Source organism: Streptomyces sp. NPDC029041, assembly GCF_040637515.1.
In the GTDB taxonomy this organism is placed as follows: Bacteria; Actinomycetota; Actinomycetes; order Streptomycetales; family Streptomycetaceae; genus Streptomyces.
This window is the reverse complement of record NZ_JBEZWO010000016.1, coordinates 108,009-126,866: the sequence shown is the minus strand read 5'-3', so window position 1 is coordinate 126,866 and position 18,858 is coordinate 108,009. Positions and strand designations below refer to the sequence as shown.

The window sequence follows — 18,858 nt, the reverse complement described above, 5'->3', positions numbered from 1 at the left end:
CGCAGTACCGGCTCAGCCTCGCGGGATGCCTTGACGGCACGCTGACCCGGACCTGATGCGGTGCGCGTCAGCGCAGGCCGGCCTCGAAGGCGTAGATGGCCACGTGGACGCGGTTGCGCAGGCGCAGCTTGTGCAGCAGGTTCTGCACGTGTGTCTTGACCGTGTGCTCGGACAGCGTCAGCGACTGCGCTATCTCCGTGTTGGACAGACCGCGCGAGACGAGGTCGAGCACCTCCCCCTCGCGGTCGGTCAGCGCGTCGGGCGGCACGTCGGAGACGGAGGTCTTGCCCCTCGGCCGGTCGGCGGCGCCGCCGCCGTCGGTGGTGGCGGGCGGTCGGCCACGGGTCAGGGCGTAACCGGCCGCGGCCAGCGACACGGCGGCGGCGAGCTGCCGCGCGGTGGTGGTGGCGGGCAGGTGGCCGTGCAGGCTCTGGGCGCAGCGCGCGTCGGGCTCGCAGCCGCCGACGGTCAGCACGGGCAGCGCGGGATCGATGCCGTCGAGGAGGGCGGCGACCTCGCGCGGATCGCGCGGTGCGTGCAGGACGAGCACGTCGGGGCGGTGCGCGCGCAGCGCCGCGAGCGCGCGGGGGCCCGGCTCGTCGTCGCCGACGACGGTGCAGCCGTCGTGGCCGGCGAGCAAGGACATCACTCCCGCACGGGCGAGCGCGTCGCCGCCCATGAGGAAGATCCGCACCGCTCCGGCCGCGGGCGCGGCGGCACCGCCGGGCAGCACCCGCAGCCTGGCGGCCGGTACGAAGTCGACTCCCGCTTCCGGCATGACGCGCCCCCTCACGCACTCGTGGATGCCGAGCACGCTATCCGGCGCGGGGCACGCCGCCGCCCTGCCTCCAGCCGGTTTCGAGGACCCGGCGAGCGCCTCTGGAGCCGGGGCCGGTGCCGGCAGGGGCCGGCGCGCCGCTACGAGGTCTCGGCCATGGCCGCGGCGAACCCCGGGTCGAGCATGGTGCGCGCCGACGTGTCGTGCGCGGTGTCCAGGCCCGTGTCATGGCAGGCGACGCTGAGCAGATAGCGGCCGAGGGCCCGGTGGGTGGCGAAGCTCCACTCCCCGCGCGAGCCGCGGGTGCCGTCCGGGGCAAGCAGCCGGCCGGTGCGCAGGCCGAAGCCGAACTCCGTGAAACCCAGCCGCATGCCCTGGCCGAGCGCCTTGGTGTACGCCTCCTTCAGTGTCCACAACCGCAGGGTCTCGGCGGCCTGTTCGTCCTGCGGCAGGCGGGCGAGCTCGGCCGCCTCCGTGGGCGTGCACATCTGCGCCTGCAACACGTCGAAGCGCATCCTGCGGTCGGCGGGCTCGGCGTCGACACCGATGCGTCCGTTACGGCTGAGCCCGACGGCCATCAGGTCGCCGGTGTGCGTGAGACTCAGGTCGATCTGGTCGAAGCCGCGCAGATAGGGCCGGCCGCCCAGCCGGTACGACACGTCCAGCGACTCCGGTTCGACCCGCAGGGCGGCCGCCGCCGTGTACTTCATCAGCAGGCGCGAGGCGACGAACCGGTAGCGGACGGTGGGGTCGGGGATGCGCCGGCAGCGCGTCCAGTCCCGTCCGAGCAGCAGGCGCAGCCGGGGCTGGGTGACCGCGGCGGGCAGCCATTCGCCCCAGGTGGTGTGGACCACCGCATTGCCGTACGCCGTCAGGTGCTCGGGCACCTTGCGCCACGGCCCGTCGGGCCGGACGTGGAGGGGCGCGCCGATTCCCCGCTGGTCCATGGTGGCTCCCTTCCGGATTCCAAGGGCCTGTCGTTCGTCTGGAGCTCGGGCAGCCGGCGGCCGGCGACGCCGCCCGTGTGCGTGCCCGTCCCCGGCGTCCTCGGCGGGATCCCGACGACAGGTCCTAGCCCGCGATGCGGGTGTCGTACACGTCGAAGCTGCGTCCTTCGCGGTACCGCAGGAGCACCTCGTCCAGGACGGGCCCCGTGGCGGTGTCGGGCAGTTCGGGGACCCGCGCGCCCAGCCTGCGGCCGATCCGGGTGAGGGCGAGCACCACCCATTCGGGCTGTGCGAGGAAGGAGTCCATGCCGTCCTGGCCCTCCCACACCCCCAGGCACGCGGCGGCGGCGAGCACCAGCACGTAGCGGTCGGCGAGCGTGCAGGCCCGCGGGTCGGCGAGGGTGGCCTGCGCCGACTGAGGCAGCGCGGCGCACTGTTCGCGCAGGGCGCGCATCTCCTGGACGAAGGCGTCCGCGAGATCGGCGAGTGCCGCCCACAGAGGGCCGTGGCCGCGCAGCGGTCCCAGCCGCTCGGCGGCGCCGACGAGGGACGCGGTCAGCACGTCGTCGCCGCCCGACAGGGACAGCTTCCGGTAGTCGAGGGGCGGGACGGGCGCCGACAGCAGGAAAAGACGCGCGGTGGGCTCCTCGTCGCAGAACCAGGACCTGCGGGCGAGCGCGCGCAGCCGCGGCACGAGCACGGCCTGGCAGGCCGCGCTGCCCGCATGGCCGAGACCGGCGACGGGCAGGTCCCGGACGAGTTTCTGGAAGCCGCCGTACAGCGGCCCGCGGTCGTAGCCGTGCGCGCCGAGGACGGTGGCCAGTTCCTCCAGGTCCTCGCGCAGCAGGTCCGGCATGGTCAGCTTGACGGCCGCGGCCACCAGATGGGCGCTGTCCGGCAGCAGGCTCAGCGCACGCAGTCCGGTGACCGCCATGCTGTCGCAGGCCAGCAGATCGGCGAAGACCCCGGCGAGTACCGCCTGGTGACGGCGGGCCGGCTGTCCGGTGGGGCGGCCCTCGGTCGCGGCCCGCACCGCGAAGCGCAGGGCGCTGTCCACCCCGGCGACGACGGTGCCGGGGATCAGGCACCGGTTGACCATGAACGTACGCAGGGCGAGCTGGACACCGTCGCCGACGTCGCCGACCAGCGTGCCCGCGGGGACGGGGCAGTCGGTGAACTCCAATCCCGCGAAGCGGCTGCCGCGCATCCCGTGGGTGGGGACGCGCGGCAGCCTGCGCAGGCCGCCCGGCGGGAGCCGCTCGGGGTCGAGGAACAGCACGGAGTGGCTTCTCGGGCCTGCCGAGGTCGCCGTGCGGGCGTACATCACGAACCTGTCCGCCCGGTCGGCGTTGATGACGACGTCCTTGCGCCCGCCGAGCACGAAACCGCCACCGGGCGCGGAGCGAGCGGTGAACTCGTCGCGCAGGATGGCGTTCGCGTGGGCCAGTTCGTGGTGCAGGATCGTGGCCCGGCCGCCGGAGAGCAGCAGCCGGGCGGTGTCGGCGCGTCGGCGCTCGTCACCCGCCGCCCAGACGGCGGAGGCGCCGAACAGGGAGGTGATGCCGTAGCCGAATCCGAGTGCGACGTCGCGCCGGAAGACCGGTCGCAGCGCGCGGGCGAGCACATCGGGGCGGGCCAGCCGCCCGCCGAGGTCCCGGGGGACGAACTCGGCGCCGAGGCGCACGTCGGTCAGGAGCGCCTCGGTGGCCTCCGGTACGTGACGCTGTGCGTCGGCGTCGAGCAGGGCCCGGTAGCCGTGCGGGTTGTGCGGATCGCAGGGGTCGCCGAGCAGGCGCTCGAGCCGCGCGGCGCGTTCGACGCCGTGCGCGGTGTCCTCGGCCGCGTCCGGGGGCGGGGCGGGCGGGCCCGCGGTGTCCGCCGCCGCACGGGCGACGGCGGTCGGCGTCGTGCTCACAGGACCGTTACCGCGCTCTCCGCATGCTTCTTGGCGAGTTCGAGCGTCGCCGTGCTGTTGCGGCCCAGGGCCTCCCGTACGTAGCGCCGGGCCTGTGCGAGGTCCGCGTCCTCGCCCAGCACCCGCGCGATGTTCTCCTCGCGCAGCACGACGCTGTGCTGCGCGAGGACGGTCACGCCCGTCTCGTCGGGGACGACGGACCATTCACCGGTGTGCGCCGACATGAGCAGCGGCGTGGCCGTCTGCTTGTAGACGATGCGTCCGGCGTGCGGGAAGCACACCCGGACGGACCGCGTGGTGTGCGAGGAGCCGTCGGCGGTGCGGGTGTCCATCGACATGACCTGCACGCCCGGCTCGTCCTCGGTGAAGTCCAGCCGGGAGACGTGCGGCACCAGCTCGGGCCAGTCGCCGATCCGGTAGAGGAAGTCGTAGACGAGCTCGGCCGGACCGTGCACGCGCACCGAGTCCTCGAACGACAGGACCAGGTCGTCCAGGCGCCCCCACTGCTCGGCCAGCCGGCGCAGACTGTCCAGCTCGGTGCGGCTGTTGGTGTCGGTGGCCCGCTCCACCCAGGCCACGTCGTCGGGGGCGTCGTCGGCGACGGTGAACTCGTGCAGCAGCGTCAGCCGGGACCGGTCGGCGCCGAGGGCGTCGACGGTCCACGTACCGCCCATGGCCTGGACGGGGGCGGCGGGCAGCTCCTGGCGGAACTCGACGCGGCGCAGTGCCGGGTCCAGGAGGCGGCGCGAGGTCCAGGACCTGACCTGGCCGTTGGCGGTGGCCCACATGCGCAGCCGCTCGCTGTCGCCGTCGAACTCGAGCTGCTCCACGTGCACATTGGGCGGGAAGAACAGCGGCCAGCGGACCGCGTCGGAGATCAGCCCGTAGACCACGCCGGCGGGCGCGGCGACGGTCACCTCGTGTGTCGTGCGGTGCACTCGCTCAGCGGACATGTCCGTTTCTCACTTCCTGGTCAGGAGGCCGCCCCGGGCCGGGCGGTCAGAAGTTGCCGAGTCCACCGCAGACGTTGAGCGCCTGGGCGGTGATGGATGCGGCGTGCTCGGTCGTCAGGTATCCGACGAGACCGGCGACCTCCTGCGGGGTGGAGTAGCGGCCGAGCGGGATCTTCGCCTCGAACTGCTCCTGCACCTCTTCCTCGGTGGTGCCCCAGGCGTCGGCGTAACCCCGGCGGACCCGCTCGGCCATGGGCGTCTCGACATAGCCGGGACAGACCGCGTTGACGGTGACGCCGGTGGGGGCGAGTTCCTTGCCGAGCGCCTTGGTGAAGCCGACGACTCCGTGCTTGGAGGCGGAGTACGGGGCACCGAGCAGGACGCCCTGCTTGCCGGCCGTCGAGGCGATGTTGATCACCCGGCCGCCCCGGGCGTCCGCCAGGCCGCCGTTGCGGAGCGCCTCGCGGGTGAGCAGGAAGACGCTGTCGAGGTTGGTGGCGATGACGTCGTGCCACAGCTCGTCGGAGATGCCGGCGGTGGGGCCGCCACCGCTGCGTCCGGCGTTGTTGACGAGGACGGTGATCGGGCCGAACGCGTCGACGGCGGCCCGGACCAGCGCCGCCACCGACGCGGCGGAGCGCACGTCGGCGGCGGTGCCCGCCGCCTCCAGCCCCTGCGCGCGCAGGTCCCGGACCGTCCGCTCGACCTCCTCGGCGGTCCGCGCGCAGATGAAGACGCGGTGGCCGCGGGCGCCGAGTTCGCGGGCGACGGCCAGCCCGATGCCGCTCGTCGCGCCCGTGACCAGGGCGACCGGCTTCGTGGACGACGGTGAAGACGTGGGTGACGTCATCGTGCGCTCTCCCTTTCCATGGCACCGGCAGTGGTCTCGACCGTGTCCTGAACGGCTCGACGGCCACCGGAGGGCCGCTGGAGCGGCGCCGCAGAAGCACCGGCCGCCGGGTACAGGGGGGCGATGGCCCGGGCGAGCGCGCCCCGGGTCAGGAAGTCGCCGCGTGCGGCCAGGTAGCCGTCGGGCCGCACCAGCGCCCAGGCGCCCGCCGCGAGGCCCAGTGCGGCGCACAGCGCGCCGTCCGGGTCGGGCAGCGGCGCGGGGCCGGCGCCGCTGCCGCCGACGGAGCGCACGGACAGCCAGGCGCCGTGGGCGTCGGCGGCTTCCTGCGCCGCGCGGACGGGGGCGCCCGTACCGTCGTGGCCACCGGGGGCGACGAGCAGGGTCCAGCGCACGTCGCGCAGTTCGCGCACCAGGGCGTCGCTGACGGTGGCGGCGCCGGCCACCCGCTCGCCGGGCGCGGGCACGTGGGCGCGGCGCGGCACCATGACGGGAGAGGCGACCGGAGCGGCGATGGGCACGGGCTCGGGTCCGCCGCCGGTGGTCAGGGGTGAAGCGGCGTAGTCCAGGCGCAGTCCCGACATGCCGCCCAGGACCTTGCGCTGGATGGCGCGGCGCAGCGCGGGCACGGCGCGCACGACGGAGAACACGAGCGGCAGGGCCACGCCGGCGAGGGCGTTCTTGAACTGGACCAGGGCGGTCGCGGTGCGGGTCGAACCGAGCAGCGCCCGGCCGACGGGGACGCGTTCCAGCCCGTAGGTGTCGATCAACTGCCGTCGCGCGTGTCCCTGTTGGACGGCGGCCAGCTTCCAGGCCAGGTTGTACGCCTCCTGGATGCCGGTGTTCATGCCCTGACCGGAGGCCGGACTGTGCACATGGGCGGCGTCACCGGCGACGAACACCCGGCCCTCGTGCATCCGTGGCACCATGCGCTGCTGGAACGTGAACACGGACGTCCACTCGGGTTCACCCACGCGCACGTCCGTGCCGAGCCCCCGGGAGAGTTTGGCGGTGAACCGGTCCGCCGCCCCGGCCGCGCCGGAGGCCCCGGGGGCCGTGTCGAGCAGCCGCCAGTGTCCCTCGCGGGCGTAGGGGACCATCATCAGGGCCTGGCCCCCCGTGTGGACCCAGTAGATGCTGTCGGGCGGCAGGTCGGTGCGGACGGGGGCGTCGGCGAGCATCCAGGTGTCGCGGCTCTCGCCGAGCAGCGGCAGGCCGAGGGTCTTGCGCACGGTGCTGTGGCCGCCGTCGCAGCCCACGAGCCAGGGCACCTCGCCGTGTTCCTCGGTGCCGTCGGCGTGCCGCAGCCGCACGCGGACACCGGCCGCGTCCTGCTCGAACCCGGTCAGGCGGACGCCCCATTCGACGTCGGTGCCCAGCCGTGCGACGGCGGCGCGCAGCACGGCCTCGGTGCGGGTCTGCTCGATGATGACGCTGTAGGGGTGGCGGGTCGGCATCGAGCTGTAGTCGGCGTCGAGACGCACCAGGCGGCGGCCGGCGGCGTACATCGTGAACGCCCGGTTGCGGCGGCCGTGCCGGAGGATGCCGTCGACCATGCCCATCTGGTCGAACGTCTCCAGGGTGCGCGGATGGACGGCGACGGCGCGGCTGGTGCGCGAGGGGCCGGCCGCGGCGTCGACGAGGCGGACACGCAGACCGCGGCGGGCCAGTTCGTGGGCGGCGGTCAGGCCGACGGGTCCGGCGCCGACGACGAGGACCTCGGCACCGGGGCTCATCGCAGGCCGGCCGCGGCCGGCTCGGCACGGGCGCCGCTGCGCTCGGGCAGGGTCTCGTACAGGCCGGGGTCGGGGGTGGCCAGGCGCCGCAGGCCGCCGACGAGCTCCCGGAAGGCCGGGCTCGTGACGGCGGCGCGGTGGGCTGCGGCGTCCTGCCACTGGGCGAGTTCGAGGAACACCGGCTCGCTGCCGACCAGGCGCAGCGTCTGGTGGCCGAGGTAACCGGGCTGGGCGCTCATGTAGGCCGTGACGCGGTCCTTGGCGGCGAGGAACTCCTCGACGTCGCCGTGGACGGTCAGTTTGTTCACGAACGTCACCATGATGGGGCCTCCAGTCGGGCGGTCAAGGGGTGGGTCGGTGGCGGGGAACGAACGGTGGGGGGACGAGGCGGGGCGGCGGGCGGTTCAGGCCGCGGCCTGTGCGCCGGAGCGCAAGCGGCGTCGCAGCACCCGCCGTTCGGGCTTTCCGGTGGGGGTGCGGGGGACGGCGTCCAGGGCCTCGATCGTGCGGATGCGCTCGAACGGGGCGAGACGCCGGTTGGCGTGCGCGGCGATCGAGTCGAGAACGGTGTCCGGCGGCCCGGCGGGTGGGTCGCGCAGGACGACGCCCGCCCACACGGTGGCGCCGTGCACCGCGTCCGGCCGGCCGGCGACCACGCACTCGGCGACCCTCGGGTCGTCTTCGACGATCCGCTCGACGCTGCTCGGCGACACGAGCTCGTTGTCGTGCTTGAAGACGTCGCCGAGCCGGTCCACCAGGAACAGGCGGCCGTCCTCGTCGAGGTAGCCGACGTCCCCGGTGGAGAACCAGCCCTCGGCGTCGACCGGGGACGGCCCGTCGTCGTCCAGGTACCCGGCCATGACCTGCGGGCCGCGCACCTGCACCTCCCCGGCGGACCGCACCCCGAGGGGCTCTCGTGAGCCGAGGTCCACGACACGGCATTCGGTGCCGGGCAGTGCCCGGCCGACGGAGCCGCTCACCGGCAGGTCGCCGGGGCGCTGGGTGTGCGAGAGCGGGGAGAGTTCGGCGAGGCCGTAGCCCTGGACGACGGGAACGCCGAGGGCCCGGTGCAGGCGGCGGGCCGCCGCGGGAGCCAGTGCGGTGCCCCCGGACAGGACCGCTGTCAGCCGCGGGGACGCGGGGACGCCCTCGCGGGCGGTGGCCAGCCGCGGGTCGTCGGCCAGCCGGTGCAGCCGGGCGGGCAGCCCGTAGTAATGGGTGGCGCCGGCGCGCGCGGCCACGGCGAGCGAGGCCACCGGGTCCGGGTCGCGGCACAGGATCTGTGAAGCACCCGCGTACACCGCCGAGTTGAGGTGCATCACGTGGAACAGCGGCAGGTGGTTGAGGGTGACCGAGCCGGAGCCGAGACGATGGGCCCGGGCGGTCTGGCAGGCGTTGGCGACGAGGTTGCGGTGAGTGAGCCGGACGCCTTTGGGGCGTCCGGTCGTGCCCGTCGTGAACTGCAGGCACGCCACCGCACCGGGCTCGGGCCCCTCCCCGGCCGTGTACGGCAGGCCGGGCACGCCGTCGAGCGCCGTGTGCAGGGGCACGGCGTCCGCGGGGACCATGCCGTCGTCGGCGTCGGTGACGACGACCGTGCGCAGCGCGGGCAGCCGGTCGCGCAGCTTCGTCAGCTGCTCGGCGGTGGCCCTCGGCACCAGGGCGATCTCGACGCGGGCGGTGGCGCAGACGTGGTGCAGCGCGTTCTCGTTCAGCAGCGGGTTGATCAGGGTGACGGTGCCGCCGGCGCGGCTCGCGCCGTAGTAGGCGGCGGGGAAGACGGTGTCGAGGGTGTTGGCCACGCCGATCACCGCGCCCCGGCGGCCTGCCGCCCGTGCGAGGAAGGAGGCGATCCGGTCGGCGCGGGCGTCGAGCTGCCCGTAGGTGACGGTGTCCCGCTCGGTCGTGAGGGCGGCCGCCCCAGGGGCGCGTGCGGCCGCGCGCCGCAGGAGTCCGTCCAGTGGCAGTTCCGGGTACGTGAAGCGCGGCACGGCGAGCGGCCCCCTTCGACGGGCTGACGGGCTGACGGGCCGGCGGGTCGGCCGGCTGTCACCCACCACGCTCGGCGCCGGGGCTTGAGGGAGGTTCGAAAGCCGCTCGATCCCGGCCACAGATGCTGACCGGACCCGCCGGAGCCCGGCACCGCACAGCACGGTGCGGCTCGGCTCCTCACCGAACGGAGTGGCCATGACCACGCAGCTCGAAACCGCCCCGCACGGCGCCGCGTTCGCCGCCCTGTACGCCCAGGTGCAGCAGTTCTACGCGCACCAGATGCAGCTCCTGGACCGTCACGCCGCGCGGGAGTGGGCGGCCACCTTCACCGAGGACGCGCTGTTCGACGTGCCGACCCTGGCCGAGCCGGTGCGCGGGCGTGCGGAGCTGGCCGCAGCCTGCCGGGGCGCCGCGGCGCGGCTGGCCGAGGCAGGCGAGCGGCACCGTCACTTCATGGGCATGTTCGACGTGGCCGAGCGGCCGGACGGCGCCCTGGACGTGCGCTCGTACACCACCGTCTACGCCTCGGCCGTCGGCGGCGCCTCCCGGGTGCACCGGGTGTGTGTCTGCGAGGACGTGCTGGTGCGGGACGCCGACGGGCGGTTGCTGGTGGCGACGCGCAAGGTCACCCGCGACGACCTCGAGTGAGCCGCGGCGTTCCGGTTCAGGCCAGACAGCAGGGCGGCCCGCCGTTGAACTCGATCATCTCGCCGAGTGCGGCCTGCCGCTCGGGCATCGGCAGCGGGGCGTCCGCGGGCAGCCCCTGCAGTTCGGCGTACGCGCGGCGCAGGTTCGGGGCGAGCCGCTCCGGGTCCAGCAGGTCCGCGTAGGGCCCCAGATGTGCGGCGTGTGCGGCCTCGAGGGGGGTCAGGCCGGCCCGGAGACCGTCCTCGGCGAGGCGCTGCACCAGCCGCAGATAGCCGTCGACGGCGTCGAACAGCTCGGGGCCGCCGACCGGGCCGTGGCCGGGTACGACGGTGGTGGCGCCGTATCGGCGCAGCGCTCGCAGCGCCGTGCGGGACCCGGCGATCGACCCCATGAGGCAGAACGGCGTCACGCCGTTCATCACCAGGTCGCCGGTGAACAGGACCCGCTGCTCGGGCAGCCAGACCACGGTGTCGTTCGAGGTGTGGGCGGGGCCGACGTGGGCCAGCTCGGCGCGCAGGGCGCCGACGTGCAGGCCGAGGCCGTCGCGGTAGGTCACGGTGGGCGGCGCGAGCCTGATGTCGCCCCAGGCCACGTCCGGCCACAGGCCCGTCAGGTGCAGCCCGGCGGCCAGCATCTCGCTACGGGTGCGCTCGTGGCCGATCACGACGGCCTCGGGGAAGACGAAGTTGCCGAAGGCGTGGTCGCCGTGGAAGTGCGTGGTGACGATGGTGCGCGGCGGCGCCGGGTTCAGTTCGAGTGCGGTGGCGCGCAGATGGCGGGCCCGGACCTCGGTCGCGGTGGTGTCGACGAGGGCACTCTCGCCGGCGGAGACCAGGAGGCCCGCGTTGTTGAGGCACCAGCCGCCGGGCGGCTGGAGATAGGCGTACACGCCTGCGGCGATCTCGGTCGCCCGGCCGGCCGGGGCGGGGCGGGTGGGACTGGGGCGCACGGCCGCTCTCCTCACGAAGTTCTCCGCTGTCGAAGGTGCCGGGACGGCTGGGGGCGCCTCGCGGCGCGGTGGGCGAGCCCGGTGAGGCCCTCCCTCCTGCCGAGGTGCTCGGGCTCTCGGACGGTGGCGGGAGCGCGTGCCGGACGTCGCGACGGGCGACGGCGTCTGCCGTGGCACCAGCGGGTCTCGACCGGACGTCGACCGATTCCGGACACCGTTGCGGACGACCGGTTCACCGAACGAGGGAGCCACATGAGCCAGGGCCGCCGATGGCCGGCTCGCCTGCTGCGGCACGCGTGGTCCGGGCTCGTCGCCATGGGCACCGTCTACCTGGCCGGCGAGACGAGCCGCCCGCAGACGCCGGACGCGCCACCCGCCGGGCCGCCCGCGGGCCATCCGGAGCGGCTGCGCCCCGACGTGCCGCTGACCCGCCTGGAGCGGGCACTGCTGCGGGAGCTGGGCGAGCGCTGACCCGTGGGCGCGCTCCCCCAGAGGCGTCCCGCAGATCGTGACATCGCGCCCGGCTCGCCCGGGTTCGTCCGGGACCGGGCATGACAGACGGTCCACGACGAGCCGGGCGGCCGGAGCACGGTGTGCAGGGCACCTCCAGGGCCTGTCTGAGACAGGCCCTAGGCCGGGCGGATGCCGAGCCCCTGCCGGAACATGCCGCGCGGGTCCCACTTCGCCTTCACGCGTTGCAGGCGGCGGTAGTTGTGCTTGTGGTAGAGGCGGTGCCAGGGCACGCCCGAGGTGTTCCAGGCCGGGTCGGCGAGGTCCGTGTCCGGGTGGTCGGCGCAGCAGCCGTCGCTGCCGCCCTCGCCCGGCACGGGCACACCGCCCGTCGAGGCGAACACGTCCCGGTACAGGCGGCGCAGCCGGTCGACCGGGCCGGCGTCGGCTGACGGGTCCTGCCAGGTGACCGTGAAGGCGGCGTCCATGACGGAGTCGCGGTGGGAGCCGGCGGTGGCGTAGGTGGGGAGCGTGTTGGCACGGCCGCCGAAGGACCGGAGGGTCACGGACAGCGTTCCGGTTCCGGACGCGTCCAGATGGGCGCGGAGGGCGTCGGCCTGCTCGTCGGTGAGGCCGCGCCGCAGATAGGCCGACTTGGTCCGGTGGCGGCTGCTGCCGGTGTCCTGCGGCGCGGTCGCCGCGGTCAGCCAGGGCGCGGTGGTCGTGTCGCTGACGAGGGCGGTGGCCGCGACCCCGGCGGTGAGGTCGGCGGCGTAGCGGCGCAGCATGCCGCGGGCGTCGGGCAGCGTGGCGTCGAGGTGCGTGCTGACGATCGCGCTGTGGCCGGGGTCCTTGTGCGCGAGCCGGCCGGACAGGACGAGGCTGCTGTGAAGCGCGGCGTACGGGGAGTGGGCGCCGCTGTTGCGCTCGTGCCACAGCCCGTGGTTGCGCACGAGCCGGCGGAACGCCGCCCCGTCCAGGCCTGCGCGGGGGAACATCACCGCGTTGGACAGCAGGGTGCCGGGCGGGCGCGGCAGCAGTGCCGTGGGGTCGGTGCCGGTGGCGTCCGGGGAACGGAACCAGCAGCGGGTGACCACACCGAAGTTGCCGCCACCACCGGTGTGGGCCCACCACAGGTCGCGGTGGGGGTCGTTGCGTTCGCGGGTGGCCACCACCGCGCGGGCGTGCCCGAACAGGTCGACGACCACGACCTCGACCGCGTGGAGGTGATCGGCGGCCAGGCCGAAGGAGCGGGTGAGGGAGCCATGGCCGCCGGCCGTCACGTGCCCGCCGATGACCGCTTCGGCGTCGGCGCCGCCCGGCAGGGTGACCCCCCAGCCCTCGTACAGCGTCCGGTACACGTCCGTCAGGCGCGCGCCGGCCTCGATCATGAAGGCGCGCCGGACCGGATCGTGGGCGACGGCGGTCATCGCGCTCAGGTCGATGACGGCGCGTGCCTCGGGGTCCGCGACGGGGTTGTCCTGGCGCCGGCCGGCGCGGACCTCGACGCGCTGTCGCCGGCGTGCGGCGTCGGCCACGGCCCGGACGACCTCCTCGGTCGTGGTGGGGAGAGGGAACACGGCGCCGGGTGTCGCGGGGTGGCCGACGCGGCGTCGAAGGCTAGGAGCGGTGGTCATCGTGCACCTTTCTCGCATGGGTCGCATGAGGCGCGTGGCTCGCGGGACAGGCGGCACCCGCGTCGAGGGGGACGGGCTCGGCGACGGGGTGCGTGAACAGATCCGTCCGTACGTGGACGGGTGAGCGGCCGTATGCCACCCCGGCGGTGATGCGCGCGCCGATCGGGGTGCGGGTGACCAGCTTCGCGGCGCCGGCCCGGGCCAGCGTCGCGGCGCGTCCGGCGGTCCCGAAGAACGCCCTGGCCTGGAGGCGCTGGGCGCGGGTCACCGCGTCGGCGGCGGGGGCGCGCAGCTCCTGGAAGCGGGCGAGGCGGGCGCGGGACACGTCGCCGGACCGCAGCGCCGCCACGAGGACGGGGTGCAGGACGGCCGCGTCCTGCAGCGCGAGGTTGATGCCCTGGGCGCCCAGGGGCCCGTGGGTGTGAGCGCTGTCCCCGACGAGCACGAGCCCGTCGCGGGCCCACTGCGGGGCCCGGGCGGCGAACACGTCGAGCAGCTTCAGATCGGCCCGGCTGGTCAGGTGCTCGGTGATGAGGTCGGCGAACCGGGGTACGGCCGCGGCGAGCCGGTCCTTGACGGCGTCGATGCCGCGGTCGGCGACGGCGGGCCAGGAGCGGTGCGGCAGCGTCCATCCGACGCGGATCCGGTCGGGGTGGGTGTCATGGACGAGGACGGCCGTACCGGCCGCGCGGTGGATGCGCACCCGCCCGGTCGCCCGGCCGGGGGCGGGCAGCGAGAACCACACCACGTCCTGGTCGAAGGCCTCGGTGCGTCCGGCGTGGAGGCCGGCGAGCGCGCGGGTGCGGGAGAACCGCCCGTCGGCGGCGACGACCACCCGGGCGCGCACGGCGAGCCGGCTTCCGTCCGGCCCGTTCGCCACCGCCCCCGTGTACCGGCCGTGTTCCCCGGTCAGCGCCGAGACCCGGTGCCCGTCCCGGTAGGTGAAGCCGGGCAGTCCCCGGCAGGCCGCGAGCAGGGTCTCCAGCAGGTGCCGCTGGGGCAGCGCCAGGAGACGGTCGTAGGGGGCGGCAAGGCGCCGGTAGTCGATGTCGAGCAGGAGGCGGTCGCCCTCCAGCACCTGGAAGCCGTGCAGGGTGCGGTCCCCGCGGGCGCGGGCGGCGGCCAGCACCCCGAGTTCGTTCAGGATCCGCTGGCCGCCGGGCTGCAGGATCTCGCCGTGGAACTCGCGTGCGAAGCGGGTCGACTTCTCCAGGAGCGTGACGCGTACGCCGGAGCGCAGCAGCATCAGGCTCAGGGCGAGACCGGCCGGGCCCGCGCCGACGACACAGACGTCGGTGGTGGCGGTGGCGGTCGGGGCGCCGTCCTGACCGGTCATGACTCAGCCCGCGGTCCTGGCCGCAAGGGCCCGGTTGACCAGGGCGAGGAAGTCCCGCGGGGTCTCGGCCTCGTCGAGCCCCTCCTCGTCCAGGACGGTGCCGTGGTCACGTTCGATGCGTCCGGTGGTCTGCAGGAGCGCGAGCGAGTCGTAGCCGAGTTCCATGAAGGGGACGTCGAGGACGTCGCCGTCCAGGTCGACGCCCTCCTCCTCGCCCGCGCACTCGCGCAGCAGGATCCTCAGATCACTCAGTTCCAGGCGGTCCATGGTCTTTCCCTTCCGGTTTCTCGAGCGGCGGTACGGGGGCGTTCGGCGACGAGGGGGCCGCGCGGTCAGGCGGCGCCGACGACCGCCGCCGAGTTGAAGCCGCCCCGTCCGCGTGCCAGGACCAGCGCGTGCCGCAGCCGTGTTCCGGTGCGGGGGACGGTGACCAGGTCGACGGGGCAGTCGGCGGCGGGCCGCACGGTGCCGGTGGTCGGCGGGATCACCTGGTCGCGCACGGCGAACAGGGCGGCCGCCAGGTCGAGCGAGGCGCCGCCGGCCAGCAGGCGGCCGGTCATCGACTTGGGAGCGGTGACGGGAACGCCGTACGGGCCGAACACCTCGGCGAGGGCGGCCGCTTCGGCTCGGTCGGCCTCCCGCGCGCCCGCCGCGTCGGCGAACACGACGTCGATCTCGTCGGGCCGCACGCCCGCGTCGGCGAGCGCGAGCCGGGCGGCATCGGCGAGGCGGGGGGTGCCGGGGCCGTCGAAGGTGGCGGCATATCCGGCGACGGTGCCGTACGCGCGGGCGCCGCGCGCGCGGGCGAGCGCGGCGTCCTCCAGGACGAACAGGGCCCCGCCCTCGCCGACGACGTGCCCCGACGCCTCGGCGGCGAACGGCAGGTAGGCGGCGGCCGGGTCCTCGACCGTGCTCAGGCCGCCGCCGGCCAGGTGCGCGGCCCAGCCCCACGGGCACAGCCCCGAGTCGACACCGCCGGTGACCATGACCTGCGCGCCCTTGCGGAGCTGACGGCGGGCGTGGGCGACGGCGTCGAGACCGCCGGCCTGTTCGGACACCACCACTCCGCTGGCGCCGCGCAGTCCGTGCCGGATGGAGATCTGGCCGCTGTTGACGGCGTAGAACCAGGCGAAGGACTGGTAGGCGCTGACGTACTGGCCGCCCTTGCTCCACAGCGCTTCCAGCTCGCGCTGGCCGAACTCGAAGCCGCCCGCCGAGCTGGCGGTGACCACGCCGGCGCCGTAGCCGGGCAGGTCGGCCGGATCCGTTCCGGAGTCGTCGAGGGCCTCTTTGGCGGCGACCAGGGACAGCCTGGTGACCCGGTCGGTCTGCGACAGCAGCCGGCTGGACAGATGGTCCTCGTCCACGAATCCGGGCACCTCGCCGGCGATACGCACCGGGTAGCCGGAGGTGTCGAAGCGGGTGAGGGGGCGGATCCCGCTCTCGCCGCGCAGCACGGCGGCCCACCAGGCCCGGGCGCCCAGACCGTTGGGGGCCGCCACGCCGACGCCGGTGACGACGGGCGCCGTGCCGGACGGCGCGAGGGCCCGGGCGGCCGGGCGTTCCAGGGTGGCCGTGCTCATGCTGCCTCCTTCAGTCGCGGCCGGGTCAGGACGATGGCGCTCTGGAAGCCGCCGAACCCGCTGCCCACGCTGAGCACCGTGTCGGTGCGCTGCCGGCGTGCGACGAGCGGGGTGTAGTCGAGGTCGCAGGCCGGGTCGGCCTCGTGGAGGTTCGCCGTCGGCGGCACGGTGTCGTGTTCGATGGCGAGGGCGCTCGCGGCGACTTCCAGGGCTCCGATGGCGCCGAGCGAGTGCCCGATCATCGACTTGATCGAGCTGATCGGAGTCCGGTACGCGTGGTCGCCGAGGGAGCGTTTGAACGCGGCGGTCTCGTGCCGGTCGTTCTGCTTGGTGCCGGAGCCGTGGGCGTTGACGTAGTCGACGTCGGTGGGGTTCAGGCGTGCCTCGTCGAGCGCGGCCCGGATGGCCTCGGCCATCTCCTCGCCGTCGGAGCGCAGTCCGGTCATGTGGTACGCGTTGGAACGCCCGGCGAATCCGGCGATCTCCGCGTACACATGGGCGCCGCGTCGGCGGGCGCTCTCGAGCTCCTCCAGGACGACGACGGCCGCCCCCTCGCCGAGGACGAACCCGTTGCGAGTGCGGTCGAAGGGGCGCGAGGCGGTCGCCGGGTCGTCGTTGCGGGCGCTGGTCGCCTTGATGGCGTCGAAGCAGGCCACGGTGATCGGGGAGATCGGTGCCTCGGTGGCCCCGGTGATCATGATGTCGGCGCTGCCCTCGCGGATCAGGTCGACGGCGTGTCCGATGGAGTCCAGGCCGGAGGTGCAGCCGGTGGACACGAGCGAGACGGGCCCCTGCGCGCCGGTGGCGAGCGCCACTTCGGCGGCCATGGAGCTGGGCACGAAGTAGTCGAAGAGGTGGCCGACGGCCTTGGTGTGGTCGACCTCCCACCTGGTGCCGTTGTCGCTGACCACTCCGTACTCGCTGTCGAGCCCGGTGGTGCAGCCGACCGCGCTGCCGAGGGTGACACCGGTGCGGACCGGATCCCGGCCGGGCTCGATCCCCGCGTCGGCGACCGCTTCACGGGCGCAGGTCAGGGCGAACAGCGCGGCCCGGTCCAGGCGGGCGGCCTCACCGGGGGTGAACCCGTGGGCGGCCGGGTCGAAGTCGGCCTCGGCGGCGATGCGCGAGCGGAACGCGGAGGCGTCGAACAGGGTGATGCCGCGGGTGGCCGTGCGGCCCGCGGTCAGCGTCTCCCAGAACGCGCCGGTGCCCACACCGCCCGGGGCGACGACCCCGATGCCGGTGATGACGACCCGTCTCATCGGTAGCCCCTCACAGTTGTCCTCCAGCAGGTTCGGGTACGAGCGCGATGCGGCGTGCCACGCGGCAGGCGCGCCCGATGAGCCGGGGCAGCTCGGGACCGCGTACGAAGAAGTGGTCGCCCGGCACGGTGCGGCGCACGCAGCGGGCGCTGGTCCAGCGCTGCCAGCCGTCGAGTGCCCGCGGCCCGACCACGGGGTCGTGGCTGCCGCCCACGGCGAGCACGGGGATCGGCAGCCGGCCCCGGGCGCCGTCCTCCATGGCGGCGGCCCGCAGTGCGCGTGCCAGCTTGAGGTCGTCCCGCAGGACGGGCAGGACCGCGCGGTGCCAGACGCTGTTCCTCTCGGCGAGCGCCCCGTCCGGCGCCGAGCCGATGTCGCTGACGAAGCCCAGCAGTTGGTCGTCGGTGATGTCGTCCGTCGCGGCGGCGGGCGCGACGGTGTGCGGGGCCGGGGAGCCGCCGACGGCCAGCAGCCGCGGGCCGGGCAGACCGGCGTCGAGCAGGGCCCGGGCGAGCGTGTAGGCGACCATGCCGCCCAGGCTGTGCCCGTAGAACACGTACGGGCCGTCGAAGGCGGCGTCGGCGATCCCGCCCAGCAGGTCGCCCAGCAGATCGTCGCGTCCGGTGGGGCGCGGCTCACGCCGCCGGGCCTCACGCCCGGGGAGCAGCACGGGGACGACGTCGACGCCGGGCCCGCAGCGCTGCGGCCAGCGGCCGAAGCTCGACACCCCCGCACCGGCGTGCGCGAAGCAGTACAGCCTTACGTCCATGACACCCGAGCCTCGCCGACCTCTCTGGAGAACGGCTCGAACCCGCCACCGGGAGGCTTCGCGGCGGGCACCGGGTGGCCCCTCAGGCGGCGTACAGGTCGAAGGTGGAGGAGCGGCGAGGCCCGCACAGGATGTCGAGTTGCGGGTCGACGGCGAGCATCGCCTGGTGCAGGCGCTGGAGCTGGGGGGCGGGCTCGACGCCGAGTTCCTCGATGAGGCGGCGCCGCAGCCGGTGGTAGACGTCGAGCGCCGTGGCCTGCCGGCCGGAGCGGTACAGCGCGACCATCGCCTGCGAGTGCAGCCCCTCGTGCTGGGGGTGACGGGCGATCAGGTCGGTGAGTTCGGCGATGACCTCGACATGGCGGCCCAGCCGCAGATCCGCGTCGATGCGGCGCTCACGGGTGACGAGCCGGCTCTCCTCCAGGCGCATCACCTCGATCGCCAGGATGGGCCCGACGCGCACGTCGACCAGCGCGGGGCCCTCCCACAGGCCGAGCGCCGTGCGGTAGGCCAGGGCCGCCCTGTCGTCCTCGCCCTCGTCGGAGGCCTGCTGCCCCTCGGCCACCAGACGCTCGTACTCGTGCACGTCGACGGCCTCGGAGGGGATCTGCAGCAGGTAGCCGCCGTGCCGGGTGGCCAGGACGTCCTTGGCGGCGCCCGGCACGCCCGGACCCATGGCCGTGCCCAGCCTGCGGCGCAGTTGGAGGATGTACGTCTGCAGGGTGGTGAGCGCGCTCTGCGGCAGTTCGGTGCCCCAGATCTCCTCCATGAGCGTGGGAACGGGCACGACCCGCCCCGGGTAGAGCGCGAGCAGTGCGAGGATCTGCCGTGGCTTGCCCGCCGTCGGAACGATCGACATCCCGTTGACGTCGGCACTCAGCGGACCCAGAACCCGAATTTTCATGGTCTCCTCCGTACCGGTATCCGATGAGCGTCGATAGTGCGCCGCGGAACGTATGCCTGTCCCGTCCTCACAAGCGTGGAACGAGACGAACCGTAGCCGCCCCCGAGCTTTCCCGGCGGTATCCTCCAGCCGCCTTCGAGCAGTTCTCC

General features: G+C 74.6%; 18 protein-coding genes. 2 read left to right on the top strand and 16 right to left on the bottom strand.

Annotated elements, in window-relative coordinates; genetic code table 11:
• Positions 1-67: 67 nt before the first annotated feature.
• The 8 genes from AB0F04_RS32795 to AB0F04_RS32760 all read right to left on the bottom strand — a co-directional run bounded on the left by AB0F04_RS32795 (position 68) and on the right by AB0F04_RS32760 (position 9,170).
• Positions 68-778, bottom strand: coding sequence for a response regulator transcription factor (locus AB0F04_RS32795; RefSeq protein ID WP_362048360.1), 711 nt, complete (start codon positions 776-778; stop codon positions 68-70).
• A 140-nt stretch (positions 779-918) separates the two neighbouring features.
• Positions 919-1,725, bottom strand: a complete 807-nt coding sequence (locus AB0F04_RS32790) for a 4'-phosphopantetheinyl transferase superfamily protein (RefSeq protein ID WP_362048357.1) — start codon at positions 1,723-1,725, stop codon at positions 919-921.
• A gap of 124 nt (positions 1,726-1,849) precedes the next feature.
• Positions 1,850-3,640 carry an acyl-CoA dehydrogenase gene (locus AB0F04_RS32785; RefSeq protein WP_362048354.1) on the bottom strand — a complete coding sequence of 597 codons (1,791 nt, stop codon included), beginning with the start codon at positions 3,638-3,640 and terminating at the stop codon, positions 1,850-1,852.
• Positions 3,637-4,593, bottom strand: a complete 957-nt coding sequence (locus tag AB0F04_RS32780; protein WP_362048351.1) for an aromatase/cyclase — start codon at positions 4,591-4,593, stop codon at positions 3,637-3,639. Before AB0F04_RS32780 ends, AB0F04_RS32785 begins: the two co-directional genes overlap by 4 nt.
• A 46-nt stretch (positions 4,594-4,639) precedes the next feature.
• On the bottom strand, positions 4,640-5,443 hold the full coding sequence (gene fabG / locus AB0F04_RS32775; RefSeq protein ID WP_362048348.1) for a 3-oxoacyl-ACP reductase FabG: 804 nt from the start codon (positions 5,441-5,443) through the stop codon (positions 4,640-4,642).
• Positions 5,440-7,179: an FAD-dependent oxidoreductase gene (locus tag AB0F04_RS32770; RefSeq protein WP_362048345.1), complete on the bottom strand. Its 1,740-nt coding sequence runs from the start codon at positions 7,177-7,179 to the stop codon at positions 5,440-5,442. The genes fabG and AB0F04_RS32770 overlap by 4 nt, the downstream gene beginning before the upstream one ends.
• Positions 7,176-7,499 carry an antibiotic biosynthesis monooxygenase family protein gene (locus AB0F04_RS32765; RefSeq protein ID WP_362048342.1) on the bottom strand — a complete coding sequence of 108 codons (324 nt, stop codon included), beginning with the start codon at positions 7,497-7,499 and terminating at the stop codon, positions 7,176-7,178. Before AB0F04_RS32765 ends, AB0F04_RS32770 begins: the two co-directional genes overlap by 4 nt.
• A gap of 84 nt (positions 7,500-7,583) precedes the next feature.
• Complete coding sequence (locus AB0F04_RS32760; RefSeq protein ID WP_362048339.1) at positions 7,584-9,170, bottom strand: class I adenylate-forming enzyme family protein; 1,587 nt, start codon at positions 9,168-9,170, stop codon at positions 7,584-7,586.
• 196 nt (positions 9,171-9,366) lie between these two features.
• Between AB0F04_RS32760 and AB0F04_RS32755 the strand changes: the two genes are divergently transcribed.
• On the top strand, positions 9,367-9,819 hold the full coding sequence (locus tag AB0F04_RS32755; RefSeq protein ID WP_362048336.1) for a nuclear transport factor 2 family protein: 453 nt from the start codon (positions 9,367-9,369) through the stop codon (positions 9,817-9,819).
• A gap of 16 nt (positions 9,820-9,835) precedes the next feature.
• Here AB0F04_RS32755 and AB0F04_RS32750 read toward each other — a convergent pair whose 3' ends face one another.
• Positions 9,836-10,768 carry an MBL fold metallo-hydrolase gene (locus AB0F04_RS32750; protein WP_362048333.1) on the bottom strand — a complete coding sequence of 311 codons (933 nt, stop codon included), beginning with the start codon at positions 10,766-10,768 and terminating at the stop codon, positions 9,836-9,838.
• A 252-nt stretch (positions 10,769-11,020) separates the two neighbouring features.
• Between AB0F04_RS32750 and AB0F04_RS32745 the strand changes: the two genes are divergently transcribed.
• Positions 11,021-11,239, top strand: coding sequence for a DUF6059 family protein (locus AB0F04_RS32745; protein ID WP_362048330.1), 219 nt, complete (start codon positions 11,021-11,023; stop codon positions 11,237-11,239).
• A 158-nt stretch (positions 11,240-11,397) separates the two neighbouring features.
• Here AB0F04_RS32745 and AB0F04_RS32740 read toward each other — a convergent pair whose 3' ends face one another.
• The 7 genes from AB0F04_RS32740 to AB0F04_RS32710 all read right to left on the bottom strand — a co-directional run bounded on the left by AB0F04_RS32740 (position 11,398) and on the right by AB0F04_RS32710 (position 18,709).
• Positions 11,398-12,855 (bottom strand): FAD-binding protein, encoded by a 1,458-nt coding sequence (locus AB0F04_RS32740; protein WP_362048327.1) that lies wholly within the window; start codon positions 12,853-12,855, stop codon positions 11,398-11,400.
• Positions 12,839-14,191: an FAD-dependent monooxygenase gene (locus AB0F04_RS32735; protein WP_362048324.1), complete on the bottom strand. Its 1,353-nt coding sequence runs from the start codon at positions 14,189-14,191 to the stop codon at positions 12,839-12,841. Before AB0F04_RS32735 ends, AB0F04_RS32740 begins: the two co-directional genes overlap by 17 nt.
• Positions 14,192-14,194: 3 nt before the next feature.
• A complete protein-coding gene (locus AB0F04_RS32730; protein WP_362048321.1) occupies positions 14,195-14,458 on the bottom strand; it encodes an acyl carrier protein in 264 nt (87 codons plus the stop codon).
• Between the two features lie 65 nt (positions 14,459-14,523).
• On the bottom strand, positions 14,524-15,774 hold the full coding sequence (locus tag AB0F04_RS32725; protein WP_362048318.1) for a ketosynthase chain-length factor: 1,251 nt from the start codon (positions 15,772-15,774) through the stop codon (positions 14,524-14,526).
• Complete coding sequence (locus AB0F04_RS32720) at positions 15,771-17,036, bottom strand: beta-ketoacyl-[acyl-carrier-protein] synthase family protein (RefSeq protein WP_362048315.1); 1,266 nt, start codon at positions 17,034-17,036, stop codon at positions 15,771-15,773. Before AB0F04_RS32720 ends, AB0F04_RS32725 begins: the two co-directional genes overlap by 4 nt.
• A gap of 10 nt (positions 17,037-17,046) precedes the next feature.
• Positions 17,047-17,805: an alpha/beta fold hydrolase gene (locus AB0F04_RS32715; protein WP_362048312.1), complete on the bottom strand. Its 759-nt coding sequence runs from the start codon at positions 17,803-17,805 to the stop codon at positions 17,047-17,049.
• 82 nt (positions 17,806-17,887) lie between these two features.
• Positions 17,888-18,709, bottom strand: a complete 822-nt coding sequence (locus AB0F04_RS32710; protein ID WP_362048309.1) for an AfsR/SARP family transcriptional regulator — start codon at positions 18,707-18,709, stop codon at positions 17,888-17,890.
• Positions 18,710-18,858: the final 149 nt, after the last annotated feature.